The sequence below is a fragment of the Halolamina salifodinae genome, from assembly GCF_017874235.1.
Lineage (GTDB): Archaea > Halobacteriota > Halobacteria > Halobacteriales > Haloferacaceae > Halolamina > Halolamina salifodinae.
Map to the genome: position 1 here is coordinate 435350 of NZ_JAGGLC010000003.1, position 26087 is coordinate 461436.

Sequence of the window (26087 nt, forward strand, 5' to 3'; positions counted from 1 at the left end):
TGCATGAGTACGGTATAAATGAATCGTGGGGGCCGTGCGCCAGGGGAGCCGTCGCCTTACTCGTAGTTCGACGGCGCGACCTTCTCGCGCTGGCTCTGGAGTCGGTCGTCGGGCAGCGCGAAGTAGTTCTCGGCGCGGACGAAGTGCTCCTGACCGAAGTCGCTCAGGATGAAGTTGATGAAGGCGGCCTCCTTTCGGGAGGTACCCGTCCACGTGTAGGCGTGGAGGTCACGCGACAGGGGGTAGTCCTGTGCGCCGAGGTTGTCGCCGTAGGAGTACGTGGTGCCGTCGATGACGAGGTCGACCGGCGGCGTCGCGCCGTCCGGTTCGACGAACGCGAGCGCGATGTAGGCGATGGCGTTGTTGGCCTGCGCGATGGCCGTCTGGAGCTGCTGGTTCTGGCCGAAGCGCTGGTCGGGGCTGATCGGCGCGTTGGGATCGCCGAACACGTTTGCGCGGAACGAGGTGTCGGTCCCGGAGCCCTCGGCGCGACCGAGTGCGAGGATCTCCCGGTCCGGACCGCCGACCTCGGACCAGTTGGTGATCTCCTGTCGGTAGATCTGGCGAAGCTCCTCGATGGTGATGCTCTCGACGCCGGCGTCGGCGATCTCGCGGCTGACCACAATCGGCTGACCGTCGACGCCGACGACGTGGTCGGTGAAGTTGTTCAGCGTCTCCTCGGAGGGGTCACTCCCCGCGAGTTCGGCCTCGGCGGAGGCACTGGAGTCGCCGATGTCGACGCGACCCTCCATCACGCCCTCGACACCCGTGCCGGAGTGGCTCAGTGCGATACTCACGCGGAACGGCGGCACGGAGCGCTGCTCGGTCGCTTCGTAGCCGTACTGGCTCGCGAAGTAGTCTGCGAGCCGCATGTCGGTGCCGTACTCCTCGGCTGCCTCGGCTGGCCAGTAGTCCTCGTCGCCCGCTTCGGGGTTGGAGTTCCAGTAGCTCGAGGCAGTGTTCGTGATCGGGAACACCGTCGAGGAGCCGTCCCCGGTCAGGACGGTAGTGTCCAGGCCGGACTGCTGGCCACCCGAGTCCGTCGATTCCCCGCCGGACTCGCCGTCCTCAGTGTCGGTCGAGTCGTCACCACCGCCCGAACAGCCGGCGACCCCGGTCACACCGGCAACGCCGGTGGCCGCGATGAACTTCCGCCGCGATACGTGTCCTGCCAAGCCCTCGGAACCAGGCGTCATCACCTCAACCGGGGAGTGATTACTGTAAAGCGGTTTATAATAGGAGTATTGGGTGCTGTGAGCACTCCGGACCGGACTGAGGAACGCAGAGCGATTGGGTCCGGAACAGAGTGCTATATATTGATCACATGCGTCCCACCGCAACCGAGATCATGCGGGGCACTGTCACTGCACCCGAAAACCCATTACCTGGGCGTGGAACGCCCGATATGGCCCTCGACTTCGACCGGGATCGGGAGGCGTTCTTCGAGAAGTGCCGGGAGAGCGACTCCGTCCCGGGAAACAGCGCGCTGAAACTGGTGGTGCTGGAGGAACTGCTCGACCGGGAGTTCGAGACCGGGGAAACGTACACCAAAACCGAGGTCACCGAGCGTATCGGCGAGCACTTCGCCGAGCCGATCCACCTGCGCCGGGAGTTGGTGAACTTCGGCTACGTCCACTACGACAACCGAGCAAACGAGTACGAGATTCTGACCCGCACCCTCTCGGAGGAGGACGTACGTGAGAACGGGCACCTCACGCGCCACGCGAAAGACCTCGGCGTCCTGAACTGACCCCGGTGCCGGAGCCGTCGGTAGAGCGAAGTTCCGGCGCGCCCAACACCCACCCATGACCGTCGTCGCATTCCTCTCGGTCGCACCGGCAACGGACGAGTCCATGCTCCTGAGGTGGCGAAAGCCGTCGACGCCCTCGATGCCTTCGACGTGTCCTACGAGACAACACCGATGGGGACCACCATCGAGGCCGACGAGATCGGCGAGCTGTTCGCGGCCGCGCAGGCCGCCCACGAGGCCGTCGACGGCGACCGCGTGAGTACGTTCCTCAAAATCGACGACAAGCGAACGAGTGACGCCGACGCCGCGTCGAAGGTCGCGGCCGTGGAGTCGGAACTGGGTCGGGAAGCGCAAAAAGAGCGGTAGGGGGCCGTCAGGGCGGGCACACGGCCAGAACGGTTATGTGGTTTTTCCGACTATAGATCCATGCCCGAGCAACGCGCCACGCTCGGGCGCGGACGGTGAGCGGCCACCTGACGACCGCACGACGCCGGTCGCGGACCATTCCCCTGTGGAAGCCGGGTCGCCGACCCCGTCAGTGCGGGCGGCAGTCCACCCCGGCGACCTGGCTTCTCACGCGGCGCGTATCAGTTGGCTCGTTTCTGGGGCGGCGCAGAACGTTTCGGGGACTCGAAAGGTCGCTCAGGCCGCCGAGAGCGACCCAGAGTCGGACGCGTCCACACGGGACTGAAAACCCTTTACGCGGTGGCGCGGGAGTACGTCGTATGGAGAGCATCAATCGGATGGCGGTCGAGCTGGTCGACGAGGCGCTCGACTTCGCCGACGAGCTCAACGTCGCGCCCTACGAACTCGACTCGGGCGCGACCGTGTTGGACTTCGGCGTCGACGTGGACGGCGGCGTCGAGGCGGGCGTGCTGCTCGCGGAGATTCAGACCGCGGGGCTGGCGACGATCACGACCCGGACCGGCCGGGTCGACGGCGCGCCGGTGCCCCACGTGGAACTGTCGACGGACCACCCCGGGATCGCCCTGCTCTGCTCGCAGAAGGCGGGCTGGGAGCTCGATTTCGAGTTCTACGACGGGCTCGGCTCCGGCCCCGCGCGGGCGCTGGTCGGCCGCGAGTCCGAGTTCGAGGCCGTGGGCTACTACGACGAGTTCGACCTGACGGTGCTTGCCGTCGAGAGCATCGACCTGCCGGACGACGAGATCGCGAGCCACGTCGCCGACCTCGCGGGCGTCGAGGAGAGCGGCGTGTTCCTGCCGACGTTCGCGCTGGGCTCCATCGCCGGCAGCGTCGCCGCCGGTGCCCGCGCGCCCGAATCGGCGGTCTGGCAGCTGTTCGAGGCCGGCTACGACCCCGACGACGTGCTCTCGGTCTCCGGGAGCGCCCCCGTCGCGCCGGTGGGCTACGACGAGAGCGAGGCGATGGCCCGCACCAACGACGCGCTGGCCTACGGCGGCGAGGTCCATCTCACCGTCGCCCGCGACGACCCAGAAGCGTTCGACGCGGTCACCTCCGACGCCGCCGCGGAGTACGACGCCACCTTCGCCGAGATCTTCGAGCAGCACGACTGGGACTTCGAGGCGCTTCCCGAGTCGGTGTTCGGCCCCGCATCCGCCACCGTCGACGTCGTCGACGGCCCGACCTACCGCTTCGGCGGCCGCGAGGAGGCGCTGCTGGCCGAGAGCTTCGGCTTCTAGGCCGTGCGACTCAAACCGCTCCCCGAACCGCCCGCGGACCGCGACGAGGACCGGGACGTGTTCGACGCGCTGGCGGACGCCCAGTCGGCAGTCCCGCTGGTCCCCGGATCCGAGAACGACTGCTGTGCCCGGCTGATGCGCCGGGAGGGGTTCGAGAGCCGCGACGTGGCCCGGAGTTGGCTCACGTTCCTCCGCGCGCTGGAGTTGGCCGAGGAGACTGACTCCGGCTTCAAACGAACCGACCGCGAGCCGACCCCCGAGAACGTCCGGGAGTCGTTCCGCGAGCGCGTGTTCGGCGCGCGCGAGACGCTCGACGTGCTCAGAGCGGCCGAGGAGCCACTCACCGCCGAGTCGGCGTTCGACCGGCTTCGCGACACTGTCCCGGGCTGGGAGCGCGAACGCCGCCGGACGTGGGTCGAGCACTGGGCGGCACGAACGTCGCGGCTGCTCGACTGGCTCGTCGTGCTGGATCTCGCGGAACGTGTCGACGGCGGCTACGTCGCCGCCGAGAACTGAGTCACGCGTCGTTTTCCCTCGGCCCGGAGTCCCGGCTCAACACCACCGCCCGAGCAGCGGTCGCGCCGAGATACGTCGATGCGGCGCCCCCGCCGACCGGCAGGAAGTTCGGGAGGGTCGGGGGAAGCAGGATCACCACGGCGAGCGCCCCGACGGCGATGCCGCCGCCGGCCTCCGCGAGCGCGAGGACGGCCCGCGTTCGACCTTCGACACCCTGCTGGGTGACCGGGTAGGCGCCGGCGAGAAACACCGGCATCGCGACGCCGAGGCCCACGACCACGGCGAACGGTTCGGCGGCGCCGACGCCCTCGCCCACGAGTACGAACCGTGCCAGCGTCGTCGCCACCGCGGCCAGCGCGACGCCGGTCGCGAGCAGCGCCAGCCGTCTTGCGGTGGCCTCGTCCATCCCGTTGACGGAGGCTGTCCGGCGCGAAAAGGGTTCGGGATCAGCGGGTGTCGAGGGATCTGACCGTGCCGACGCCCTTGCTCTGGCCCTCGCGGAACACGAACCGCTGGCCCTCTTCGACGAGGTAGGGCCGGAACTTGAACCGAACCGATGTCCGGCCGTTGTCACCCGGGAGCAGGCGCCCGCCCTCGGGCCTGAAGACGGCGGCCTCGCTCAGGGTCTCCAAGTGGACCACCGGCTCGTACCCCTCGCCGATCTTCGTCGGGTGGTTCAGCACGACGACCTCCGCCTCGAACTCCCGGACTGGCTCGGGGTCGGCCTCGCGGGGGAGCAGCGCCATCCCGCGCTCGATTTCGGACTCCTCGATGCCTTTCAGCGCGATGCCGACGATCCGGCCCGCCTGGGCCTTGTCGACGCGGTGGTAGTGCATCTCGATAGACCGGACCTCCACCTCCCGGAAGCTCCCGTCGCTCATCGGCCCGAGCAGGAGTTCGTCGCCCGCTTCGACAGTGCCGGCGTTGATCGTCCCCGAGGCGACGGCGCCGACGCCGGTGACGCTGTAGGAGCGGTCGATGTACATCCGGAACGGCGCTGCGGCGTCGGACTCGCGCTTGGGTAGCGCCTCGAACAGCGTGTCGAGGTCGTCGAGGCCGTCGCCGCCGACGGCGCTGGTGCGCAGGACCGGGACCGTCGTCCCGATCTCCTCGATGGCGGCATCGACGCCGTAGCGCTCCGTGGGGAGCGGGGTCTCGCCGACCTCGCGGAGCATCGCCTCGACCTCGGTCTCGACTTCCTCGACGCGCTCGGAGTTTACGGCGTCGGTTTTGGTGATCGCAACCATCGTCGGCAGTTCGGTGGCGAGCAGGATGCCGAGATGCTCGCGGGTCGTCTTGGTCGGGCCGTCGTCGGCCGCGACCGCGAGCAGGCCGTAGTCGAGTTTCTGGCCCACCAGCCCGCGGATCGTGGTGCGGAGCCACGGCTCGTGGCCCACGGTATCGACGAAACTGACGAGACGGTCGGCCTCGCGGACGACCCGCGCTCGGTCGGTCTTCCGGTGGGGGTTGTCCATCCGGACGGGCCCATCGTCGTCGAAGCCGTAGACGGCGTAGGAGAGGTCCGCCGAGAGCCCGCGCTCGACCTCGTGTGGCTGGACGTCGAGGAACGAGCGCGTTCCCCCTCGGCCGTCGTCTCGCTCGCCGGTGACGAGCGTCCCCACGAGCGTCGATTTCCCGTGGTCGACGTGACCCGCGGTGCCGACGACGACGTGTTCGTCGTCGTCCGTCTCGAGCATCGCGCCCTCGCGGACCGTCGCGACGCCGACCAGGCCGTCGCCGACCTCACCGGACGATGTCCGGTTGCCAGAGGAGCTCTGCTCCTCGATGCCCCACGTCTCGACGTCTTCGATATGGGCATCGGCGTCCTCCGCTAAGAGGGAGAGCACGTCCATCGACTCCGAGAAGGCGTCGGGGGAGATGCCCGCAATCGCGCCGTCGTCGTCGACGCCGACGACGTACGTCGCCTCACCGTCGCCAGAGAGCACGCGGTGCCGGAGTTGGGCAGCCAGCGACTCCATCCGCCCCTCCACGAGGTGGGTGTCGCGGGTGAGCCGAGTTTTGAACTCGATGGGACCGCCCTCCTCCTCGCCGCGTTCCAGAGCCCGCTGCAGGGGGGCCCGGTCTGCGCTCATGGGGCGGGGTAGGCGCCGCGGGCGATATATGCCTTTTCGTGTTGTGGCTCACCATGGCACAGTCGCGCTCCGGAGCGGTCACGAGCCGGGAGGGAAAGCGGTTATAGGTATCCGGACCGAACCGGGTAACAGATGTCCACCGAGATGGAGGAAGCCGGCGCAACAATCGAGAGTCGGGCCGACGAGGTCTGTCCCGTCGTCGACGCGGTCGAACAGATCGGCTCGCAGTGGCGCCTCGTCGTACTCCACGACCTGACCGAGGGGGAGAAACGCTTCAACGAACTCAAGCGGTCGACGGAGGCCAACGCTCGCACGCTCTCGCGCGTGCTGGACGACCTCCGGGAGACCGGGTTCGTCGAACGCCGCCTCGAAGAGGATGCGCCGGTGGCGACCTACTACTCGCTGACGCCGAAAGGCGAGTCGCTGGCTCCCGTCTTCGACGAGATCGAGTCGTGGGCCAACGAGTGGATGGAGAGCTGTCAGGCCTAGGTCCGGATCTCGACGCGCGCACCCTCCTCCCCGCCGGCGACGATCTCCCAGCCGTGGGCGTCGGCGATCCGCTCGACGATAGCCAGCCCCGAGCCTTGGCCGTCGCCAGTGGTGTACCCCCAGGTGAACGGGTTCTCCTCGCCGAACCCCGGCCCGTCGTCGACGACGGCGAAGCCGGCGTCGGTGTCGACCACGCGGATCGTCACGCCGCCGTCCTCGGCACCGTGTTCGGCCGCGTTTCGCACCAAATTCTCCAGTAACAGCGTCAGTAGCCCGCGGTCCGCCTGCACAGTCCCACTCGCATCGACGTGGATCGACGCCGCCGGCGCGCGGACGCGGTCGACCGCCTCGGCCCCGGCGTCGGCGAGCGACACCGACTCGGTGGTATCGACCTTGCCGGTCGCGACGGTTTCGGCCTCGTCGGCCAGTGCCTCCAGTCGATCCAGTGCCTCGCGGGCCTGCCCCATCGTCGGCCCCTCCAGCGAGTCGACCGCGAGGCGGGCGGCGTTGAGGTGGTTCCGGAGTTCGTGAGAGACCGTCCGGCCGTAGGTCGCCAGCGAGTCGTCCTCGACGGCTGGGGTAGCGTCGTCGGCGGCGGCCGCAAGCAAGCGCTGGCGGATCACTGATGCCGCGGCGTCGGCCCCCGCAGGCGCCTGTTCGACGCCCGGCGGCAGCGCGCGGCTCTTGGAGCCCACAAACACGCCCGGGAGACGGTGGCCTCGCCGGGCGGCAGCGCCGAACACGTCTGCGGGGCGGCCCGCCGCGCCGTCGACGACGACCAGCAGGTCAAGGTCGACGGCGTCGAGCGTCGCGATAGCGTCGGGCGCGGACTCGACCAGCGTGGCGTCTATCCCGTCGCGGCCGAGCGCGTTCACGAGCGCCGTCGCTCGGTCGTCGCTTCCGACGACGAGCACGCGGCGGCCCTCGAACGGGGAGTCCTGCGCCCTGCTCATAGACGCGCTTCTTCACCAACCCTCAATAATTGATCGCTCCGGCTACGAGATCTGATACTCGAGACGTGGCAAACCTCCGCATGGTTCCGGAAACCGTTTCACCGGAGCGCGTGAGCGTCGCCGCATGGACGAGCAGCGAACGACGGTTCAGTCGGGCTACGACGCGATGGCGGACAGTTACGACGACCAGCGGACGGCGGCGCCGTCGGCGAACGAGGGGCTGGTCGCCCTGCGTGAGTCGCTGTCCGAGCAGCCGCGCGTGCTGGATCTCGGTTGTGGTGCCGCCGAGGGGCCGCTACAGTTCTTCCCTGACGAGCGGGTAGTCGGCCTCGACTTCTCGACCGAACAGCTCAGACTCGCCCGCGAGCGCACCGAGGCGGGCCTCGTCGCCGGCGAACTGACGGCGCTTCCCTTCGCCGCCGACAGCTTCGACGCCGTCACCGCGTTCTACTCCGTGATCCACCTGCCCGTCGAGACCCACAGAGACTGCTACGAGGAAGTCGCGCGCGTGCTGGCGCCGGGTGGGGAGTTCCTGTTCAGCATCGGCGACGACTGGGCCGGCGAGAACGACGACTGGCTCGATTCCGACGAGCAGATGGCCTGGTCGTTCCCGCCGATGGCGGAGACCGAACGGCTGCTCGAGGCAGCCGGGCTCTCGGTGTTCGACCGCTACGGCGTCCGGAGCGAGATGGACGACGGCGAGTGGCCGTTCCTGCGCTGTCGAAACACGCCGTGAGGGCGGCGTCGACGGCCGCCCCGCCGCCGGTCCCTTTTTACTACCCGACCCGCTAGGTCGTGTATGGCCCAGTGTGAGATGTGCGGCGCGGAGAAGTCCTCGCTCACGACGACGAAAGTCGAGGGTGCCGAACTCGAACTCTGTGACGACTGCAGCGATTTCGGCACCGAGGTCAAGACGGAGTCCACGTCGACCACGTCGACGAAGTACTCCACCTCCTCCTCGGACGGGTCCGGCTCGTCCTCGTCGACGGGCAGCGGCGGGAGCGGCGGCAGTAGCAGCCGCCCCCGTCGGGACATGTTCGACCAGATGGACGAGATCGCCAGCGACTACGACGAGCGCATCCGGGCCGCCCGGGAGCGCGACGGACTGAGTCGCGAGGAGCTCGCCGGGGAGCTCAACGAGAAGGCCTCGCTGATCGGCAAACTCGAGCGCGGCGACATCCTCCCCAGCGACGACGTGAAGGAGAAACTCGAGAAGCGCCTCGAGATCTCGCTGTCGGAAGGCTCGGGCGACGACGACGCCAGTTGGGATTCGGACTCCTCGATGACCCAGACGCTCGGCGACGTCGTCGAACGCAAGAGCGAGTAAGACGAATCGCCCGGCATCGCGCCGAACCGCCTACCTATTTGCAGGTTGGGGCCCGCCTCCCGACGTGTTCATCCTCGTCAACCTCAAAGCGTACGACTGCAACCCCGTCGCCGTCGCGGCCGCCGCGGCCGACGTGGCAGAGGAGACCGGCGCCCGCATCGCGGTCGCCCCCCAAGCCGCCCGCATCAGCGCCGTTGCCGCCACCGGCGTCGAGACGTGGGCCCAGCACGTCAGCCCTGTCGAGCACGGCAGCCACACCGGGAGCACCCACGCCGCCGCCGTGGAGCGTACGGGCGCCGTCGGCACGCTGCTGAACCACTCCGAGAACCGCCAGAAATTGGCCGATATCGACGCCAGCCTCAACGGGGCCGAGTCGGAGGGCCTCGAAACGGTCGTCTGTGCGAACAACCCCGACCAGATAGCCGCCGCCACGGCGCTCGACCCCGACGCGGTGGCCGTCGAACCGCCGGAACTCATCGGCGGCGACGAGTCGGTCGCGACCGCCGATCCGGACATCGTCACCGACGCCGTCGAGGCTGCCGGCAGCGTCGACGAGGGCGTCGACGTGTTCTGTGGCGCCGGCATCGCGACTGGCGAGGACGTGGCCGCGGCCCGGGATCTGGGTGCCGACGGCGTGCTGCTCGCCTCCGGTGTTGCACTCGCGGACGACCCCGAGGCAGTGCTGCGGGATCTGGTTTCGCCGCTCTGAGCGGGGTTCAGTCGCGGTCAGCCGCGATCAGTCGCGCTTCTCGATCACGTAGTGGTCGTCGCCCTGTTCGACCAGCGTGCCCCCTGCCTCCAGCGTCACCGTGTAGCCGGTCGGCGTGCGTTCGAGTTCGTGCGGTGCGCGCACCCGGACGAGGTTCCCGATGAACTGCGCGGAGGGGGGCTTCTGGGCGGCACCGCAGTCGTAGACCGTGACCAGTTCGTCGCCGGCGTCGGCCTCGTAGACCACCAGCCGCGCGTGCCGGTCGAGGTGCCAGCGCCCCTCGCCCGTCTTGGGTAGGGCCCTCATTCGGCGAGCCCGGTTTCCGACTCGATGGCTTCCACGGTGTCGGTGATCGTCTCCGTGTCGGCGCTGCCGTCGAACGCTTCCGCGACGAGTGCGGGCAGCGCGTAGCGGTAGCGCCCGGCGCTGTCGTGTTCGATCACGCCGGCTTTCCGGAGCGTGCGGTTGCGCGCGTAGGCGTACTGGCGCTCGCCCGACCCCCCGGCGGCGACGTGGGCGTCGACGGGCGCGGCGTCGCCGGCCTCACGGTAGTGAGCCAGCATCTCCCGGGTCACGTCATCGAGCGCCTCGATCCCGCTGACAAACGTCTCGACGACCGCCGCCTCGTTCCGGATCTCCGCACGGCGGGCCAACAGGCTGAGGCGCTCGCCGCGGTCCGCGGTCGGGTCGGGCCGATCACCGTTGTCGCTTCCGGACTCCTCCTTTCGACCTGCACGCACGCCGTTCGCGGAACTCCTCAGCGAGCCACCGGTGAGGTTCGAGGAAGTCTGCATGGTGACGCCGAACTGCCGTTCCGTGGGTCGTTCGGCCGGCTCGTCGGTGGCAGACCCCGGTGACGTGTTCCGCGCGCCGGCATCTGCCGACCGGTTTCCCGCCGTGCGGACGGGCTTCAGTCCGGAGTCGTCGGCGGCAGTGCCGGGTTCGGTTTCGGTAGGATCGGCGTCTGCTGCGCTCGTTGGCGCTTCCGCGCTGACGCCGGCGTGGTCGCTGTTGCCTTCCACCGCGCCAGTGTCGTTCAGCGGGTCGGTCGCTGGCTCCCAGTCCTCGTGGGAGCGGGGTTCGTCGTCGCTCGCGTCGCTGTCGGCGCTTTCGGCGGCCGCTTCGGTCGGTTCAGCCTCGCCATCTGCCTCCTCCGCCGGCTCCAGATACTCCCGCTGGAGCTCGCTCTCGAGGCGCTCGATCCGGTCCTCCTTCGCGGCGAGTTCGCCCTTGAGCGCCGCGAACGTGTCGATCAGCGGGAGCGAGGCCGCGGGCGCTTCGTCCTCGCGTTCGGCGGTGTCAGTGTCGTCGGTCATAGTGATGGTCGCCGTCGCGCCGCCGGGTCGGCGGCCGAGGGCGCGTCGAGCGACCGAACGGTCGCTCGGGGTTGTCCTACCAGATCCACCGCGGCCACATAGGGTTTCCGACGAGTCACTCGAACTCGCCCAACGAGAACTGTCCGGAGCGGCTCTCCGCCGCCGTCGACTCCTCGTCGGCCGTCGGCTCGGCATCGGCAGCCGTCTCCGCATCGGCTGCCGGCTCTGCGTCGCCGCCACCGCCGTCGGCGACCGTTGCCGACTCAAACCCGTCGAGGCTCGCCTGATCGCCCGCTGCGAAGCTGAGTTTCGACACCCGGACGCCGAGCTTCCGGACCTCGCTGTCGGCGAACTCGGTCAGCAGCGAGAGCGCCACCTCCTCGACCAACTCGGGGTCGTCGACGGGCCCCGAGAGCGACTCGGCGCGCGTGTTCACGTCGTAGGGGGTGGTCACGGCCTTGATCCCGATAGTCCGGTAGAGTGCGTCCTTCGTGCGCGCGCGCTCGGCGACGGCCGCCGCGAGCGTGCGGACCTTCTCGCGCTTTTCCTCGGGGTCGGTCGTCGCCTCGGCGAACGCGGACTCCCGGGAGAGGCTCTTGGGCCGGCCGCGGGGCGTGATCTCCCGGTCGTCGACGCCGCGCGCACGGTCGTGGAGTTCGACCCCGCGGTCGCCGAAGCGGTCCTGCAGGGTTCGCGGGTCCGCGGACGCGAGGTCGCCAGCCGTCTCGATCCCCATCTCTCGAAGGTCGCCCGCTCGAACCGGGCCGACGCCGTGGATCTCCTCGATGGGCAGCGGTGCGAGGAAGTCGGCGACCTGCCCCGGCGGCACGACTGTCAGCCCGTCGGGTTTGTCGTGATCGCTGGCGATTTTCGCGGTCGCCATGTTGGGCGCGACGCCGACGCTCGCCGGCACGCCGACCTCCCGGGCGATTCGTTCCCGGACGTGCCGGGCGAGGCCCTCCGCGAGCGTGCGCTGCTCGGCCGCGCCCGACGCGTGTGGGGGCGCGTCGACGGCCTCCCACGAGGTCCGGTCGGTCACGTCGAGGTACGCCTCGTCGACGCTCACCTCCCGCACCGTGTCGGCGCAGTCGTGGAGAATGGCCTTGACCTCGCTCGCAACCGACTGGTAGAACTCCATATCGACCGGGCGGTAGTGGCCGCGGTCGGTGTTCCCTCCCGCCGCCCCTGCTCGGTCCGCGGCGTCTCCGCCGCCGAGATCCGGGCGCTCGACGGGCGGCAGTCGCTCGACAGCCTGCGAGATCGGCTGGGCGGAGTCGACGCCGTACTCCCGGGCCTCGTAGGAGGCCGTCGCGACGGCGCCGATGGTCTCGCCTTTCTCGTAGCCCATGCCGACCACGACCGGCTCACTGCGGAGTTCGGGCTCTCTGAGGCGCTCGCAGGAGGCGTAGAAGCAGTCCATATCGACGTGGAGCACCACTCGGTCGGGGGCGTCGTCGTCGCCGGTCCCCGGGAGGGTGCTCCCGCTCATGTTGGTACGTCCGGGCGGGACGGAAAAGAGGGTTTCCCGAGCGGGGTGGAACTGAAAATCACCACGTCAGCCGGCGCTGGAGCGCGGCGACGGCGCCGTACAGCGCCATCCCCAGGACGGCGAGGACGAACGCAGCGGCGTAAGTCAGCCGGGGGTTCGTGTCGGTCATCCCTTGGAGCAAAAGCACGCCGAGGCCGTCGCTGGTGAGGAACCACTCGGCGATCACGGTGGCGGTGAACCCCGCGACCACTGAGAGCTTACAGCCGGCGAATAGCTGCGGGAGGGCGTAGCGCGCCCGGACGGCGAGCACGCGGTGCCACGGCGCGCCGACCGAGCGGAGCACGTCGCGCTGACGCGCGGGCAGTCGCCCCGCTCCATCGGCGGCGCCGACGGCGACCGGGAAGAACGCCGCGACGGCGACCAGCAGCGCGGCCGTCGACGGGCCGACGCGGAACCAGACCAGGAAGAGCGGCACGATAGCCACGTCCGGCACCGAGCGCGCCGCGACGAACTGGCCGCCGAGCACCCCCCGCAGTCGGGGGAGGAGACCCACGACGGCACCCAGTGCGAGTCCCACAATCGCGCCGCCGCCCCAGCCGAGTGCGAACGTCCCCAGCGTCGTCGCGCCGGCGCCGACGAACAGCCCGGCGGTGTCGACGAGTGTCCCGAGCACCCCCAGCGGCGCCGGGAGGAAGACGGACAGATCCCGGGGGAAGACCGCGCTCACGGCCTGCCACGCCAGCGCGGCCGCGCCGAACGTCGCCGCCGCGGCGAGTGCGTTCGTCGTCGGGCGGCCGGGGAGGTCGGCGGCGACGGCGCCGCCCCCCTCGGCGACGCCGCTGTCGGGGTCGTCCCAGCGTACGGCCGCCTCGGCCGCCCGGATTGCGCCGAACAGGAGGAGGCTGAGCGCGATCAGCGTGAGCACGTAGGCGAACAGCAGCGGCGTCTCGAAGCGGGCGGCCGTCGCGCGCAGGGCCGCACCGATGCCGTGGTTGCCCACGAGATACTCCGCGAGCACGACGGTCTGGACCGCGATTGGCGCAGAGACGATCAGCCCGGAGAACACGGCCGGCAGCGCGTCCGGGAGCCGGACGTACCGGAGTCGCTGCCAGCGCGAGGCGCCGACGGTCGCAAGCACCGCCAGCCGCGCCTCGTCGACCGAGCGGAGCCCCTCGACGGTCGCGAGCACGACCGGGAAGAACGTCACGAGCACCGCGATAGCGGTCCGGGAAGCCAGCGTGGGCCCGAGCAGGAGGATCAGCAGCGGGAGGAACACGACGACGGGGACGAGCCGAACGACGACCAGCACGGGGTAGCCGACACGGCTCGCGGTCGGGGAGACGACGATGGCCACCGCCAGCGCGGCGCCGACGGCGACGCCGAGTCCCCAGCCGACCGCGACTTCCGCGGCGGTGTAGGCGACGTTCCCGGCGATGGTGTCAGCGTTCGCGGCGAACGCTTCGGCGACCGCGGCGGGGGAGGGAAACAGCAGAGCGGGGAGATCCAGCAACGCCGCGGCGCCTGTCCAGCCGGCGAGCGCGGCGACGAGCGATGCGAGGGTGAGCAGCCCTCGGTTCGTGGTCCGTCGGGTCACACACCTATGCGCGCCAGGAGTCCGCGTAGTCCGCCGATACCTGCGTGGCGAACGAGCCGACGAACTCGTCGTCGGTGTCCAGATACTCGTTCGACCAGGCGGCCTCGGCGTCGGCCTCGCCCGAGACGAAGTCGGCGGCCGCGAGGGTGTCCTGCACGGAGGACCACGCCGGGCCTGACTGCCAGCCCCAGCCGTGCTCCCGGACGGAGTCGGTCAGCAGGAGCTTCGAAACCGTCCCCTTGATCTTCTGAATCCCCAGTTCGCGGCCGCCCTCCAGCCGGGGTTCGGCGTCGATCATGAGGTCCATCGCGCCCTCGGGGTCGTTGGCGGCCCACGCCCAGCCGCGCGCGATGGCCCGGAGCGCGCCGCGGAGCGCATCACCGTTCTCCTCGGCGAAGCCGGGGTTGGCCGCGATCAGCCGGCCGGTGGAGTCGACGTGGTCGGAGAGCCAGAGCATCGAGGCGTCGTACCCCTCCTTCTCCATTGCGATGCCGTCGGGGAACGCGCCGAGCGCGGCGTCGGCGTCGCCCGAAAGTATCGAGGAGGTCAGCCCGCCCCAGCCAACGTTGAGGAACTCCACCGAGTCGAGCACGCCGGCGTCGTCGAGCAGTGCCTTCAACAGCGCGAGGTTCGACGACGCCGAGGCGGCGGCGACGGTCTTCCCCTGCAGGTCAGTCGGCTTCGAGAGCGTGCCGCCGAACTGCTCGGCGACGGTGTAGACGACGCTGTTGGGCCCCTGCTGGGCGGCCGCGTAGCTCCGCAGTGAAACGTCGCCGTTGCGCGCGCCGAGTACCGACGCCGCGCTGGTCAGACCGAGTTCGTACTTCCGGAGCCCCACCTGCTCGGCGGTCGTCGAGCCGCCGGAGCCGGACTCGATTTCGAGGGAGACGCCCTCCGCTTCGTCGAAGCCCCGCTCGGCGGCGACGAAGTTGCCGGCATGGGTCGCGTTGGCCTTCCAGTCGAGCAACAGCCGAACCGTGGTGGGTTCGGGCGTGCCGCCGACGACGTTGGTTGCCCCGTCGAGGCAGCCAGTCAGGGAGGCGCCGCCCGCCGCAGCGATGGTGCCGAGGAACGCCCGACGGCCCCGGGTCGATCGGTCGTCAGTCATCTGCCTGTTCGACCGCCGTTCGCTTTCCGGCGCGGTCGAGGAACCCCGTGATCGCCGGCGAGTCATCGAGATACTCCTCGGTCCAGAGTGACTCGGGATCGACCGCCTCGGCGAGCGCGTTCATCTCGCTCATGCGCTCGACCAGTTCGGCCCAGCGCTCGGCGTCGTGCTCGCCCCAGCGGTCCGAAAAGGCGGAGTAGTCGACGAACTCGTCGAGCATCCAGTCGAGTTTGCGTCGTTCGATCTCCCGGGTGTACTCGAGGTCGGCGTTGCGCTCGACCACGGCGTCGATGGCCGCCCCCGGGTCGGCGACGGCGTCGGCCCAACTCCGGGCGCTGGCTCGCAGGAACGCCTCGACGGTCTCGGGGTTCTCGGCCGCGTACTCGGGGTTCGTGACGATCCCCATCCCGTAGATGGGGAGTTCGAGCCCGATGGAGAGCTCCTGTGGGGTTCGGTCGTACTCGCGGGCCAACTCCTCGCCGTTTGTGACGACGCCGACTGCGGCGTCGATAGTCCCGTCGAGCAGTTTCCGCTGGGGGCGATGGTGGGTGTGCTGGTCGACGCCGAGCACCTGCACGTCGTCGCGGACGCCGGCCTCGCGTAGCAGCATCTGGGCCAGCAGCGACGTCTTGGTCGCCGTCGGCGCGATGGTCGTATCGGCGAGCTGTTCGGGGTCCTCCAGCGGCCCGCCGAACTCGTCTTCCAGCGTGAACACTGCTGCCGGCGTCCGGTGGGTGGCGCCGGCGACGACGACGATGTCGTTGCCGCGGCTCTTCGAGAGCACGGTGCCGGAGCCGCCGGCCCACGCGAACTCACACGAGCGGTCGGCCACGCGCTCGGTGGCGAACGGCGACCCCGTGCCGACGCCGCCGCCGCGTGCGCCCAGCATCCGCACATCGAGTCCTTCGTCCGCGTAGTAGCCCCGCTGAGCGCCGAGGAAAAAGGGCGCCTGGAACCCGGTTGGCTCCCAGTTGAGTTGGAAATCTACCTGCGTCGCCATATCCCTCCGATTGTGAGAGGGTGCACTTAGGGGTTTCTTTCGAACATTTATAAGTGAGTCCGGGCGTGCGCCCGCGGAGCGAGCCCTTATCCCGGTCCACGAAGTAGAGGCGGCTGATGGATACGGTCGAGTACCCGGCACTGAGCGAGGTAGACCGGCCGCTCGTCGACCGGTACGCCGTCGGCCTCGACGCCGACGCCGCGCGCGTACTGACGTACCTTCGGCTCCGGCGCGAGCATCCGGGCACGGAGACCGCGCCGGCGACACGCCTCGAGATCCGGATCGGCACCGGACTGAGCAGGGGTGCAGTCGGCGACGCGCTGGACACGCTGGAGTCACTTGACCTGGTGACGGCCACCTCGGTCCGCCGCCACGAGAGCGGCCGGCCGCCGCAGGCGTGGACGACCGATGCGTCGACGACGCCGCGCCGGGTGTACGAACGCCACGCCCACCGACTGTTCGACCGTGCTGGGCCCGATCATGCGGCTCGACCGAACCCCGACGGCGAGGGCAGCGACGATGGGAATCGCGACGACGGGGAGGACGACGATGACGGCGACCGAGAACCCGAATCGCTCACTGTCGCACTCAACTGGCACCCGAACGCGTTGCACGCGCCGCTGTACGCCGGTTCCGCACACGGCCACTACGCCGACGGCAGCCTCAACGTGACGTTCGACCCCCGAACCGGCTCCGCGGCGGCGCTCGACGCGCTATCGGCCGGTGAAGTCGATGTGGCACTCGTCGGCGCCGCGACGTTCGTCGCCAGCGACCGGGAGATGGTCCCGCTCGCACTGCTCTACGAGCGCGCGATGGCGGTCCTCTACACGACTCGTGAAGCGTTCGGCGGTCCCTTCGAGCGCGTCAGACAGCTACGGGATCGCCGCGTTGGGATGTCCGTCGGCTCCGAGACGGCGCGGCTCGCACGGCTGCTGCTCTCGCAGGTCGACAGCCTCGATGCCGTGGATATCGTCGACCTCGACGGCGAGGAGCGCGACGCGCTCCGCTCGGGCCGGGTCGACGCCGTCACGGGACAGGTCTCGGACCCGGACCGCATCGACGACGCGACTGTCGACACCGTCCCCGTCGCCAACCAGTTCCCGCTGTACGGCCCCGTACTGGTCACCAGCGAGGAGACGCTCGACCGGCACGTCGACGCGGTCCACGCGTTCCTCGTCGGGACGATGTGTGGCTGGGCGGACGCAACCGGAGACCCACTGGGGGCCGCGGCTGCTGTCCCGGACGGCGAGGACGACGAGCGAGCGCGGGAAACGATCGAGAAAGCGACCGAGGAGTTCGGCTTCGAGGCCGATCACGGCTGGGGCGAGCACACCGAGACTGGTTGGGAGCGGCTCCGGACCGCGCTGGCACACGTCGACGCACAGCGCTGATCTCGTGGCTGCTGGAGACACAGACGCGCTGCTGACGGACTTTTGAGCCCGAAATCGTGAACGGGGAACTCGGTTACTTCAGTCGTTCCTGCAGGAAGCAGGGGTGCGCGGCGGTCACGCCGTCGATTGTCAGTAGCTGCTCGTTGATCACTGTGCCGAGCGCGTCGCCGTCCTCGGCCCGGATCTCCGCCATCAGCATGTGGTCGCCCGAGGAGCTGTACAGCGACTCCACGGCGTCGAGCCGTTTCAGCGCGTTCGTGGCGTCGACGTACTGCTCGCTGTCGACGTCCATTCCCACCAGCGCGATGGACTGGCCGGTCAGCTTCTTGGGGTCGACCTCCGCGGAGTAGCCGACGATGACGCCGTCGTCTTCGAGTTGACGGACGTACTTCCGGACGGTAGGCTTGGAGACGTCGGCGCGCTCGGCGATCTCGGAGACCGACGCCTGCGCGTCCTCCTCTAAGATCTGCAGGATCCGGTCTTCCGTGGCCGACGCAGTCATGGAAGTCGATTGGGTGTGTGGGGAAAAATGCCTTGCGAAGCGGAAACCGACGCTCGGTCGAAACGAACTCCCGGTAGCGGAGGCGCTACCGAGCCGCGTTCGTCACTTGTGGTCGTCGATGAACATGTCCGCGGAGCGCTCCCACTCGTAGGAGTCGTCGAAGTAGCGCTCTGCCAGCGGTTCCTCGGGCATCTCGCCGATCTGCTGTTTCTCCTGCTGGTAGGACGGGCGATCCTCGTCGACGTAGTACTTGCCGGTCAGCACCTTGCCGTCGTGGAGCGCTTCCTCGGTCTCGCGCATCATCTCGGCCGCTTCGTCCCGGTTCGTCGGGTCGAAGTCGTAGTCGTCGGACTCGTTGACGTCGATGTAGGGCACGTACTGCTTCGCGTCCTTGTTCCAGGTCGGACACTGAGTCAGGAAGTCGATGTGGGCGAACCCGTCGTGCTCGATGGCTTCCTTGATCAGCTCCTTGGCCTGATTGGGGTTGACCGCAGCGGTCCGGGCCACGAACGACGCTCCCGAGGTGAGCGAGAGCGAGAGCGGGCGAACCGGCTCCTTGGCTGAACCGTGGGGCTGGGTCTTGGACTCGTGGCCCTTCGGGGAGGTGGGCGAGGTCTGGCCCTTGGTGAGGCCGAAGATCTCGTTGTTGAACACGATGTAGGTGAAGTCGTGGTTCTCCCGGGCGGTGTGCATGAAGTGGTTCCCGCCGATGCCGTAGCCGTCGCCGTCGCCGCCGGCGGCGATCACTTCCAGTCCGGGGTTCGCGAGCTTCGCGGCTCGCGCGACGGGCAGCGAGCGCCCGTGGATCGTGTGGAACCCGTAGCTGTTGAAGTAGGAGTTCAGCTTGCCCGAACAGCCGATCCCCGTCACCGTCAGGGTCTCGTCGGGCGTGCGGCCGACCTCCGGTAGGGCGCCTTTCAGCGCCTTCAGGACGCCGAAGTCACCACAGCCCGGACACCACGTCGGCTGGGGCTCGATGCCCGGCGTGTACTCCTCCTGCTCGATCTCTCGCTTGTCGCCGATTGCGCTGAATGCACTCATGGGTTAGTCACCTCCCGCAGGGACGAACGTCGTCTGGTGGTCGGTCTCGGACTCCCCTTTCAGGGTGTTGTGGAACCCTTCGATCACTTCTGCCGGCTCGAAGGGGTTGCCGTTGTACTTGAGCAGGCTCGACAGCTTCGGGCCGTACTCGCCGAGGTGTTTCTGGGTCAGGCCACGGAACTGCGCGGTGGAGTTCATCTCGACGACCATCACGCGGTCGACGCTCTCGATGAACGCACGGACCTGTTCCTTCGGATACGGCGCGAGTTCGCCGACGGAGAGCAGCTTCACGGACTCGCCGTCGTCGTTGAGTCGCTCGACGGCCTCCTCGACGGTGCCGACCATGCTGCCGAACGCGAGCACGCCGTAGTCGGCGTCCTCGGGGCCGTACGTCACGTTGAGGCCGTCGTCGTCGAGTTCCGCACGGATCGACTCCAGCTTGCGGTTCCGCCGGTCGACCTGCGCGACGCGGTTGTCCGGGTCCTCGCTGATGTGGCCGGCCTCGTTGTGCTCGTTACCGGACGCGAGGAAGCGCCCGCCCTTCTGGCCCGGCACCGAGCGCGGCGAGACGCCGTCCTCGGAGTCGTGGCGGAAGCGGTGGAACTTCCCACCGGGTTCGTGGGGTGCCTCCGCGATCTGTTCCTCATTGAGCACCTGCCCGATGTCGGGGTTGGGCTCGCGGTCGAAGTGGCTCGCCGGGACGTTGCGGTACTCCCCGGAGAGCTTCTGGTCGTAGAGGATGATCGACGGGATCTGGTACTCGTAGGCCATCTGGAACGCCTTGCGCGCGTGGTCGTACGCCTCGGCGGGATCTGCGGGCGCGAACACGACACGGTTGGAGTCGCCCTGCGACGTGTAGAGGACGTGCTCCAGGTCGGCCTGCTCGGGCTTGGTCGGCATCCCCGTCGACGGCCCCGCTCGCGCTGCTTCGAGCAGCACGATGGGCGTCTCGGAGATTTCCGCCAGCCCCAGCGGCTCGGACATCAGCGCGAAGCCGCCCCCGGACGAGCCGGACATGGCCTTCACGCCGGTGTGGGCGGCGCCGATTGCGAGCGCCGCCGCGGCGATTTCGTCCTCGACCTGCTCGGCGACCCCCCCGACCTTGGGGAGGTTCTTCGACATGATGGTGAACACTTCCGTCCACGGCGTCATGGGGTAGCCGGCGATGAACCGGCAGCCCTCGTCGAACGCGCCGTAGGCGATCCCCTCGGAGCCGTTGACGAGCACCTGCTCTTCCTCGTGCTCACCGTCGGGACAGGAGACCTCGATGCCGCTGAGGTCGTGCTCCTCTTTGACCTTCTCGTAGGCGGCGTTGAGGATCTCGAGGTTGGGCCCGAGGATCTTCTCCGGCATCGCGTCGGTCATCAGTTCCTCGATGGCCTCGACCGGGATGTCGGCGATGGCGCAGGTGACGCCGACGCCGGCGGTGTTGCGCATGACCTCGCGGCCCATGTCGCGGGCCATCCCGCGGAGGTCGATGGGGAACACGTGCCAGTTGTTCTCCTCGGCGCGCTGCTCGAAGTTCGGCACTTCGTCGGCATCAAGCAGGCCCGAGTCGTAGACGATCACGCCGCCCTCCCGGAGGTCGTCGAGGTTCTCCGAGAGCGGCTTGATCTCTTCAGTCCCGTAGTAGGCGTCCTCCTGCGGGTTCCGCGCGAAGGAGTCACCCAGCGCGAGCAGGAAGTCGTAGCCGTCGCCGCGGGAGGTCACGTCCTCGGGCGCGGCCCGTACCTCGGTGTACGTGTGGCCACCGCGGATGCGTGACGGGTAGTGGCGATGCGTGAACACGTCGAGCCCAGATCGCATCAGGGCTTTGGCGAAGTTCTGACTGGTCGAGGCGATCCCGTCGCCGGAACCCCCCGCGATTCGCCAGATGAGTTCGTCGTCAGTCATGAGTGGTAAGGCGACCCACGTTTGGTCGCGTCTTCATGGGTCTTCCGACGCCGAACTCAAAGCACTTGCTATGAGTTGTCAAGAAAAGACCGTTACAAACCTGCAGGAAGGGACAGAAAGAGAAACGGGACTGGACGGCGATCCGCCGCTCAGTGGCCGGCTTCTTCCTGGTCTGGGAGCCCTTCGAGGTAGCGCGCAAGCAGTAGGATGCCGAGGACGATGATGGCGCCGCCGGCCGCCTGAAGCGGCTGTGCCAGCGCCCCGTTGTGGATCCACATCTCGGTGCCGAGTTCGACGCCGGCGAGCAGCACACCCAGTCCGGCGGTCATCGCGCCCGTGATCAGGTAGGGCATCGAGGACTCGTTCTCGATCATACCCGTATTAGGGATGCGGAACGATAAATAACGCACGGACACCGGTCCGACAACCGACCGGATCGCCGGCGGCCGAATCTTTTCCGTCATCCAAGAATTTAAGCCTGATAGAGGGGTGAAGAAATCCAACGTCAGATGAAACTGCTTCCCCTCACGCTCGCGATGCTGCTGCTCACGTCCGGCCTGCCGGCGGGGGCGCTCGCCGCCGATGACGGTCGTCCGCTAGCTGACGCGGGCCTCGATCAGTCGGCAACGGTCGGCGACACCGTCTACCTCGACGGCGGCGGGAGCCTCGACCCCGACGGCGAAATACGCTCGTACAGTTGGTCGATCCGCACCCCGAGTGGCGACCAGATCACGCCCGCTGATCCTGAAGCGGTGACCACCCGGTTCGTCCCGGAGGAAGCGGGAAGGTACCACGTCCAACTCACCGTCACCGGCGACGACGGGCAGACGCAGAGCGATACGCTGTTCGTCGATGTCGACAGGGCCGCTGAAGAGAATCCCGGAGCGACACCGACCGCGAATGATCCCCCGACGTCGACGCCCGCTCCGACGCCGACGGACACACCAGAATCGCCGCCAGAGGCTGAGTCGACGCCAGCGGGTGGTCCGCCGGTCGGAACGTCGGACCCGGCACCAACCGGGAACCAACAGCCGTCGGGCGAGATTAGCGGGCCGTCGTCCGTGACCTCGGGCTCGCGAGTCACCTACACGCTCGACACAGCGGACGCCGATGGGACCGTGACCGACAGTTGGTGGCTTCCCACCACGCTCTCTACGAACCGTGTCTCCCGGTCAGAGCTGAACGACCGGGCACGGACCATCACCGTTGACGGGACACCCGGCACGACTGCCGAAATCGCCGCGGTCGTCATCGACGACGATGGGGCGACCACCACTGTAACGAAGGAAGTCAAAGTCAGGAACACGCCCCCGACCGCATCGATCAAAGGCGACGGTGCGGCGGTGGTCAACACGACCAAGGAGTACCGGTTGACCGCGACCGACCCGGACGGCGAGATCACGTCCGTCAGTCTGGGAAGTGGTTCCAGTGCCGTCGAGGCGACGGAGCCGATGCCCTGGAGCGGCCCCACCGCGAGCGGCGAGTGGGGTCGTTCGTTCCGCTTCACCGAGATCCCGGAAGACGACGGCACGGTGACGCTTGAGGCGACGGTGCGGGACGAACACGGTGGGGTGACGACCGTGGCGAAATCGGTGACGGTGGTTGGCGGTAGTGAAAGCAAGATGGCGAATCCTGTAGCACAATCACCGCCCGACATCCTCTCCATTGATGCATACTGGATTGGTGAGTCCGAAGCGATCAACGATGGCCAGGTCCGCTTCAGTGCGACTGCTCGCGACAACAGCTCCGGGCGACTGACCTTCACCTGGAAAATCGGCGAACAGGCGCTTCTCGAAACCGCCGCTGGCGGGGATCCGGCTCGAGGCAACGTCTCCTACGTGTTCGACAATGGCGATTTCGGTGACGGTGAGGTCCGCGTCACGGTTACGGTGACTGACCAGCACGGAAACAAACGAGAGGGGTCGACATCGGTCGAACTACACCGAACGAGAAGCGATGGCGGTACCTACGGACGAAGCCGTCCGGTGGAGGTAACGAGTACTCGAGGAAGAACGATATACGGCAAGTTCCAGACACACCAGAACAATCTCGGCAAGGAGATCGTCATTACGTATGGTGACGACTACAGGGAGACCGTCGAGATTACCAACCCAGACGAGATGAGGTTCTCCCACCAATACGAGGCATCTGGCCGGTACTTGATCGGAGTAAACCCCCGCTGGTCCGGCGATGTCTCGACCACGTTGGTGGACGTTGGGGCGATGCAGTACGAACTGTACACCTACGAACGGAAGGCGACAACTATCCACCGAACAAATGCTGCCGAAAGTCCAGGCGATAACTGGACGAGGAAAGGGGTTGAGCGTATCGAACGGGAACAGACAGGGACTGAGAAGATGCAGACACTCGCTGATGGGCCTACTGCAGTAGTCAGTCCTGGAGAGGAGTGGAAACACGTTGGAACGATAACGGAGTACCACACGGAGCGGCGGACGACAGAGTCAACAGAATCTCCCGGTAGCGACTGGTCGATTGCAGAGCGGAACGTGGACCAGAAGCAGGTGTTCGACGGCTGGCGCCACACGACCGTGCCACAACGTGGCCTCCTCGGTGGCGACTGGAACTACGTGGGCGCCGTTCAGACCACAGTAGAGCGAACGGAAACGGAACGGTCGGCCTATCGGCCAGCGGGGAGTGGATGGAGTCGTGATCGGCGCGTAGGTAGAACACAAACCGGATACCGGACACGGTGGGTGGACTACCGCTTCCACGCCGATGCGGACTGGCAGTACGTCAGGTCGGACCGCTACGTCAGCGGTTACGAAACGCGGACAGTCTGCACGGAGTACATTCGCCTCCGCTACGTGCGACACTGTGTCGACGAGCGAACCTATAGATATCCAGAGTACGACTACCGCTACGAATATCGCGTTCCGGAGTACGACCCGGTCTACGAGTGGGAACGGACCGTCGAGGAGACCGAGTACGAGTACAAGTACCGAACCGCGACCTACGAGATGGAAGCAGTCCACAAGTACGAGCGGGAGGTCCGTGTTGGGACTGAGTACGCCCAGTGGGAGCGCCCGACGTACAACGAAACCACCATCTATCGATGGACGAACACCGTCGAAACGTGGGAAGAGACGAAGTCGTTCAGCAAGCCAATCGGGGAGGTTCGGAACGTCGACAGACAACTCAAAGAGTGCGGCGCTGGCCGTGACACCAACGAACCTCCGAAGTGCGAAGGAGGTGGTGGATGATGCGTCTTCCCGCCATCGTCGTCTGTCTGCTACTGCTTTCCGCCGGTTGTGCCAGCGTAAGTGGCCCGACTCACACACCAACAGACGAAAATGGAGCAACTGAGACTGCGAACACGCCCGCACATCCCACGACGCCATCCCCAGACCGATTCTACGTCGATGTTGAACGGATCGAGAAGCTCATTCACGAGAAGATGAACAAGCATCGCGTAGAGAACGGCCTTGAGCCATTAACTCGGAACGAATCATTAGATGCCGTCGCCCGGTACAAATCGTGGGACATGGCTCAACGGGATTATTTCGACCACGACGGACCCAACGGAACGTTACATAGTGATCTACGGGATCGATACGGAACGACATGCGATGAGATTGGACAGAATATCTATAAGGATAAGAATCCGAAACTCTCGTCCGACCCTCAATCGGAATTGATGAATACTGAAAATATTTCTGAGGGGGCTGTTTCGTTAATACTCAACTCCTCGGGCCACCGCCAAAACGCCCTCTCTCCCAACTACGACTCTCAGGGAATCGGCGTCTTCGTGGACGAAAACGGCTCGGTCTACGTTACGCAGGAGCTCTGCGGCTAGTCGTTTCGCGGGCTACTCGGGTGGTACGGCGTGTCGTACTCGCCCGGGCGGTCGTCGAGCCGATCAGGATTGATCCGGCCACCGAGCAGCATGAAGTCGAGGATCGTCAGGTAGAGCATCGCCTCGACGACCGGGACCGCCCGCGGCGGAAGAACCGGATCGTGGCGACCGACGACCTGAATCTCCTTCTCCTCGCGGGTCTCCCAGTCGGCGGTCTGCTGAGTTTTCGGAATCGACGTCGGCGCGTGGAGCGTGAGTTCGCCGAAGATGGGCTGGCCGGTCGTGATGCCGCCCTGCAGCCCGCCGTGATCGTTGCCCACCGGCGTCGGGTCCGGGTCCTCCTCGCCCTCGGGGAACTCCCAGTCCTCGTTTCGCTCGCTGCCGGTGACCTCACGGGCCTCGCGGCCGAGGCCGTACTGGAACCCCGTCGTCGCCGGCACGGCGAGCAGCGCCTGCCCGAGTCGGGCCGGGAAGCTGTCGAACCGCGGCGCTCCGAGGCCGCGGGGGACACCCTGTGCCTCGAACTCCACGCTGCCGCCGATTGAGTCGCCGGCCTCTTGGTACTCGTCGATCAGGTCGCGCATCTCCGCAGCCGTCTCGGGGTCCGCACAGCGCACCTCGTTCTCCTCGCTGTGTTCAAGCATCTGCTCGAAGCTCACGTCGGGCGCCTCGATGTCGCCGATCTGGTTGACGTGAGCCTTGACCTGAATGTCGTACTCACTCTGGTCGAGTACCTGTTTGGCGACGGCGCCGGCGGCGACCCAGTTCACCGTCTCGCGGGCGCTGGAGCGGCCGCCGCCACCCCAGTTTCGCGTGCCGAACTTCGCCGAATAGGTGAAGTCGCCGTGGCTGGGCCGGGGTGCGGTGACGAACGGCTCGTACTTGCCCGAGCGGGCGTCCTTGTTCTGGATCGTCATCCCGATAGGGGTGCCCGTGGTGTAGCCGTCCTGCAGCCCCGACTGGATCGTGACTTCGTCCGGTTCACCGCGGCTGGTGGTGATCATCGACTGGCCGGGCTTGCGCCGGTCGAGGTCGCGCTGGATGACCTCCTCGTCGAGTTCGACGCCGGCGGGGACGCCGCTGACGGTACAGCCCATCCCCGGGCCGTGACTCTCGCCGTAGGTGGTCACCTGAAACAGGCGACCGAAGCGATTGCCGTTCATAGGCTGACGTAGAGAGCCGGGCTTATAAAGAGCAAGGGGAATACCCGCGCCTAAAGGCACGGGCTGAATCCGGCACTCAGACCGATAACCCACCGACAACACTCCAGCCGGATATTCTCTCCCCTCGCTCGTTGGTTTTAATACTCTGCTCTTTATAACATATTATGTACCGCAGAACGATGCTGGAGACAACCCGCACCTACGTCGCACGCATCACGAACCACGAACAGGTTCGTGACGACCTCGACCAGTGTGGGTTCTCCGCATCCAAACTGTGG

General features: G+C 67.6%; 25 protein-coding genes and 1 pseudogene. 11 read left to right on the forward strand and 15 right to left on the reverse strand.

Features of this window, described 5'->3' with window-relative positions; all coding sequences use genetic code 11:
* Positions 1-56: 56 nt before the first annotated feature.
* Positions 57-1196 (reverse strand): substrate-binding domain-containing protein, encoded by a 1140-nt coding sequence (locus tag J2753_RS09235; RefSeq protein WP_209491642.1) that lies wholly within the window; start codon positions 1194-1196, stop codon positions 57-59.
* 209 nt (positions 1197-1405) lie between these two features.
* Between J2753_RS09235 and J2753_RS09240 the strand changes: the two genes are divergently transcribed.
* The 4 genes and pseudogenes from J2753_RS09240 (at position 1406) to J2753_RS09255 (ending at position 3927) form a co-directional block, all read left to right on the forward strand.
* Positions 1406-1750, forward strand: coding sequence for a DUF2087 domain-containing protein (locus J2753_RS09240; RefSeq protein ID WP_209491643.1), 345 nt, complete (start codon positions 1406-1408; stop codon positions 1748-1750).
* A gap of 55 nt (positions 1751-1805) precedes the next feature.
* Positions 1806-2116, forward strand: a pseudogene (locus tag J2753_RS09245) (thiamine-binding protein).
* A 359-nt stretch (positions 2117-2475) separates the two neighbouring features.
* Positions 2476-3411, forward strand: coding sequence for a methenyltetrahydromethanopterin cyclohydrolase (gene mch, locus J2753_RS09250; protein ID WP_209491644.1), 936 nt, complete (start codon positions 2476-2478; stop codon positions 3409-3411).
* A gap of 3 nt (positions 3412-3414) precedes the next feature.
* Positions 3415-3927 (forward strand): hypothetical protein, encoded by a 513-nt coding sequence (locus J2753_RS09255; protein WP_209491645.1) that lies wholly within the window; start codon positions 3415-3417, stop codon positions 3925-3927.
* Between the two features lies 1 nt (position 3928).
* Here the strand turns inward: J2753_RS09255 and J2753_RS09260 are convergent, their stop codons facing one another.
* Positions 3929-4333 (reverse strand): hypothetical protein, encoded by a 405-nt coding sequence (locus J2753_RS09260; RefSeq protein WP_209491646.1) that lies wholly within the window; start codon positions 4331-4333, stop codon positions 3929-3931.
* Between the two features lie 40 nt (positions 4334-4373).
* A complete protein-coding gene (locus J2753_RS09265) occupies positions 4374-6020 on the reverse strand; it encodes a GTPBP1 family GTP-binding protein (RefSeq protein WP_209491647.1) in 1647 nt (548 codons plus the stop codon).
* Between the two features lie 132 nt (positions 6021-6152).
* Between J2753_RS09265 and J2753_RS09270 the strand changes: the two genes are divergently transcribed.
* The gene (locus J2753_RS09270; RefSeq protein ID WP_209491648.1) at positions 6153-6509 is read left to right on the forward strand and encodes a winged helix-turn-helix transcriptional regulator; all 357 of its coding nucleotides are present in this window, start codon (positions 6153-6155) and stop codon (positions 6507-6509) included.
* Here J2753_RS09270 and J2753_RS09275 read toward each other — a convergent pair.
* Entirely contained in the window at positions 6506-7462 is a 957-nt protein-coding gene (locus J2753_RS09275) for a sensor histidine kinase (protein ID WP_209491649.1), read from the reverse strand. The genes J2753_RS09270 and J2753_RS09275 overlap by 4 nt on opposite strands.
* Before the next feature lie 124 nt (positions 7463-7586).
* Here J2753_RS09275 and J2753_RS09280 point away from each other — a divergent pair, with 124 nt between their 5' ends.
* The 3 genes from J2753_RS09280 (at position 7587) to tpiA (ending at position 9498) form a co-directional block, all read left to right on the forward strand.
* The gene (locus J2753_RS09280) at positions 7587-8198 is read left to right on the forward strand and encodes a class I SAM-dependent methyltransferase (RefSeq protein WP_209491650.1); all 612 of its coding nucleotides are present in this window, start codon (positions 7587-7589) and stop codon (positions 8196-8198) included.
* A 63-nt stretch (positions 8199-8261) separates the two neighbouring features.
* Positions 8262-8789, forward strand: coding sequence for a multiprotein bridging factor aMBF1 (locus J2753_RS09285; RefSeq protein WP_209491651.1), 528 nt, complete (start codon positions 8262-8264; stop codon positions 8787-8789).
* A 64-nt stretch (positions 8790-8853) separates the two neighbouring features.
* On the forward strand, positions 8854-9498 hold the full coding sequence (gene tpiA / locus J2753_RS09290; RefSeq protein WP_209491652.1) for a triose-phosphate isomerase: 645 nt from the start codon (positions 8854-8856) through the stop codon (positions 9496-9498).
* A 27-nt stretch (positions 9499-9525) separates the two neighbouring features.
* Here the strand turns inward: tpiA and J2753_RS09295 are convergent, their stop codons facing one another.
* The 6 genes from J2753_RS09295 to J2753_RS09320 all read right to left on the reverse strand — a co-directional run bounded on the left by J2753_RS09295 (position 9526) and on the right by J2753_RS09320 (position 16005).
* A complete protein-coding gene (locus J2753_RS09295) occupies positions 9526-9804 on the reverse strand; it encodes a hypothetical protein (RefSeq protein WP_209491653.1) in 279 nt (92 codons plus the stop codon).
* Positions 9801-10814, reverse strand: coding sequence for a hypothetical protein (locus J2753_RS09300; protein ID WP_209491654.1), 1014 nt, complete (start codon positions 10812-10814; stop codon positions 9801-9803). The genes J2753_RS09295 and J2753_RS09300 overlap by 4 nt, the downstream gene beginning before the upstream one ends.
* A 115-nt stretch (positions 10815-10929) precedes the next feature.
* Entirely contained in the window at positions 10930-12303 is a 1374-nt protein-coding gene (locus J2753_RS09305; protein ID WP_209491655.1) for a DNA polymerase Y family protein, read from the reverse strand.
* A 58-nt stretch (positions 12304-12361) separates the two neighbouring features.
* Positions 12362-13897 (reverse strand): ABC transporter permease, encoded by a 1536-nt coding sequence (locus J2753_RS09310; RefSeq protein WP_209491656.1) that lies wholly within the window; start codon positions 13895-13897, stop codon positions 12362-12364.
* A 4-nt stretch (positions 13898-13901) separates the two neighbouring features.
* Positions 13902-15005, reverse strand: coding sequence for an ABC transporter substrate-binding protein (locus J2753_RS09315; RefSeq protein WP_209491657.1), 1104 nt, complete (start codon positions 15003-15005; stop codon positions 13902-13904).
* Entirely contained in the window at positions 14998-16005 is a 1008-nt protein-coding gene (locus tag J2753_RS09320) for an ABC transporter substrate-binding protein (RefSeq protein ID WP_209491658.1), read from the reverse strand. The genes J2753_RS09315 and J2753_RS09320 overlap by 8 nt, the downstream gene beginning before the upstream one ends.
* 116 nt (positions 16006-16121) lie before the next feature.
* On the opposite strand from J2753_RS09320, the gene J2753_RS09325 reads away from it, so the two are divergent.
* On the forward strand, positions 16122-17396 hold the full coding sequence (locus tag J2753_RS09325; RefSeq protein WP_209491659.1) for an ABC transporter substrate-binding protein: 1275 nt from the start codon (positions 16122-16124) through the stop codon (positions 17394-17396).
* Between the two features lie 73 nt (positions 17397-17469).
* Here J2753_RS09325 and lrpA1 read toward each other — a convergent pair whose 3' ends face one another.
* The 4 genes from lrpA1 to J2753_RS09345 form a co-directional block, all read right to left on the reverse strand.
* Positions 17470-17898 carry an HTH-type transcriptional regulator LrpA1 gene (gene lrpA1, locus J2753_RS09330; RefSeq protein ID WP_209491660.1) on the reverse strand — a complete coding sequence of 143 codons (429 nt, stop codon included), beginning with the start codon at positions 17896-17898 and terminating at the stop codon, positions 17470-17472.
* Between the two features lie 102 nt (positions 17899-18000).
* Positions 18001-18939: a thiamine pyrophosphate-dependent enzyme gene (locus J2753_RS09335; protein ID WP_209491661.1), complete on the reverse strand. Its 939-nt coding sequence runs from the start codon at positions 18937-18939 to the stop codon at positions 18001-18003.
* Positions 18940-18942: 3 nt separating this feature from the next.
* Positions 18943-20832 (reverse strand): 2-oxoacid:acceptor oxidoreductase subunit alpha, encoded by a 1890-nt coding sequence (locus J2753_RS09340; RefSeq protein ID WP_209491662.1) that lies wholly within the window; start codon positions 20830-20832, stop codon positions 18943-18945.
* Between the two features lie 149 nt (positions 20833-20981).
* On the reverse strand, positions 20982-21206 hold the full coding sequence (locus J2753_RS09345; RefSeq protein WP_209491663.1) for a hypothetical protein: 225 nt from the start codon (positions 21204-21206) through the stop codon (positions 20982-20984).
* A gap of 162 nt (positions 21207-21368) precedes the next feature.
* Here J2753_RS09345 and J2753_RS09350 point away from each other — a divergent pair, with 162 nt between their 5' ends.
* Both J2753_RS09350 and J2753_RS09355 read left to right on the forward strand, forming a co-directional pair.
* Entirely contained in the window at positions 21369-24053 is a 2685-nt protein-coding gene (locus J2753_RS09350; RefSeq protein ID WP_209491664.1) for a PKD domain-containing protein, read from the forward strand.
* Positions 24050-24646 (forward strand): CAP domain-containing protein, encoded by a 597-nt coding sequence (locus J2753_RS09355; protein ID WP_209491665.1) that lies wholly within the window; start codon positions 24050-24052, stop codon positions 24644-24646. Before J2753_RS09350 ends, J2753_RS09355 begins: the two co-directional genes overlap by 4 nt.
* Here J2753_RS09355 and aroC read toward each other — a convergent pair.
* A complete protein-coding gene (gene aroC, locus J2753_RS09360; protein ID WP_209491666.1) occupies positions 24643-25809 on the reverse strand; it encodes a chorismate synthase in 1167 nt (388 codons plus the stop codon). The genes J2753_RS09355 and aroC overlap by 4 nt on opposite strands.
* Between the last annotated feature and the right edge of the window lie 278 nt (positions 25810-26087).

Excerpts from the sequence above, each read along its gene's own strand:
- J2753_RS09235 (WP_209491642.1), bottom strand. The coding sequence starts at position 1,196 with ATGACGCCTGGTTCCGAGGGCTTGGCAGGACACGTATCGCGGCGGAAG.
- J2753_RS09240 (WP_209491643.1), top strand. The coding sequence starts at position 1,406 with ATGGCCCTCGACTTCGACCGGGATCGGGAGGCGTTCTTCGAGAAGTGC.
- mch (WP_209491644.1), top strand. The coding sequence starts at position 2,476 with ATGGAGAGCATCAATCGGATGGCGGTCGAGCTGGTCGACGAGGCGCTC.
- J2753_RS09260 (WP_209491646.1), bottom strand. The coding sequence starts at position 4,333 with ATGGACGAGGCCACCGCAAGACGGCTGGCGCTGCTCGCGACCGGCGTC.
- J2753_RS09265 (WP_209491647.1), bottom strand. The coding sequence starts at position 6,020 with ATGAGCGCAGACCGGGCCCCCCTGCAGCGGGCTCTGGAACGCGGCGAG.
- J2753_RS09270 (WP_209491648.1), top strand. The coding sequence starts at position 6,153 with ATGTCCACCGAGATGGAGGAAGCCGGCGCAACAATCGAGAGTCGGGCC.
- J2753_RS09275 (WP_209491649.1), bottom strand. The coding sequence starts at position 7,462 with ATGAGCAGGGCGCAGGACTCCCCGTTCGAGGGCCGCCGCGTGCTCGTC.
- J2753_RS09280 (WP_209491650.1), top strand. The coding sequence starts at position 7,587 with ATGGACGAGCAGCGAACGACGGTTCAGTCGGGCTACGACGCGATGGCG.
- J2753_RS09285 (WP_209491651.1), top strand. The coding sequence starts at position 8,262 with ATGGCCCAGTGTGAGATGTGCGGCGCGGAGAAGTCCTCGCTCACGACG.
- J2753_RS09295 (WP_209491653.1), bottom strand. The coding sequence starts at position 9,804 with ATGAGGGCCCTACCCAAGACGGGCGAGGGGCGCTGGCACCTCGACCGG.
- J2753_RS09300 (WP_209491654.1), bottom strand. The coding sequence starts at position 10,814 with ATGACCGACGACACTGACACCGCCGAACGCGAGGACGAAGCGCCCGCG.
- J2753_RS09305 (WP_209491655.1), bottom strand. The coding sequence starts at position 12,303 with ATGAGCGGGAGCACCCTCCCGGGGACCGGCGACGACGACGCCCCCGAC.
- J2753_RS09315 (WP_209491657.1), bottom strand. The coding sequence starts at position 15,005 with ATGACTGACGACCGATCGACCCGGGGCCGTCGGGCGTTCCTCGGCACC.
- J2753_RS09320 (WP_209491658.1), bottom strand. The coding sequence starts at position 16,005 with ATGGCGACGCAGGTAGATTTCCAACTCAACTGGGAGCCAACCGGGTTC.
- J2753_RS09325 (WP_209491659.1), top strand. The coding sequence starts at position 16,122 with ATGGATACGGTCGAGTACCCGGCACTGAGCGAGGTAGACCGGCCGCTC.
- lrpA1 (WP_209491660.1), bottom strand. The coding sequence starts at position 17,898 with ATGACTGCGTCGGCCACGGAAGACCGGATCCTGCAGATCTTAGAGGAG.
- J2753_RS09335 (WP_209491661.1), bottom strand. The coding sequence starts at position 18,939 with ATGAGTGCATTCAGCGCAATCGGCGACAAGCGAGAGATCGAGCAGGAG.
- J2753_RS09340 (WP_209491662.1), bottom strand. The coding sequence starts at position 20,832 with ATGACTGACGACGAACTCATCTGGCGAATCGCGGGGGGTTCCGGCGAC.
- J2753_RS09345 (WP_209491663.1), bottom strand. The coding sequence starts at position 21,206 with ATGATCGAGAACGAGTCCTCGATGCCCTACCTGATCACGGGCGCGATG.
- J2753_RS09350 (WP_209491664.1), top strand. The coding sequence starts at position 21,369 with ATGCTGCTGCTCACGTCCGGCCTGCCGGCGGGGGCGCTCGCCGCCGAT.
- J2753_RS09355 (WP_209491665.1), top strand. The coding sequence starts at position 24,050 with ATGATGCGTCTTCCCGCCATCGTCGTCTGTCTGCTACTGCTTTCCGCC.
- aroC (WP_209491666.1), bottom strand. The coding sequence starts at position 25,809 with ATGAACGGCAATCGCTTCGGTCGCCTGTTTCAGGTGACCACCTACGGC.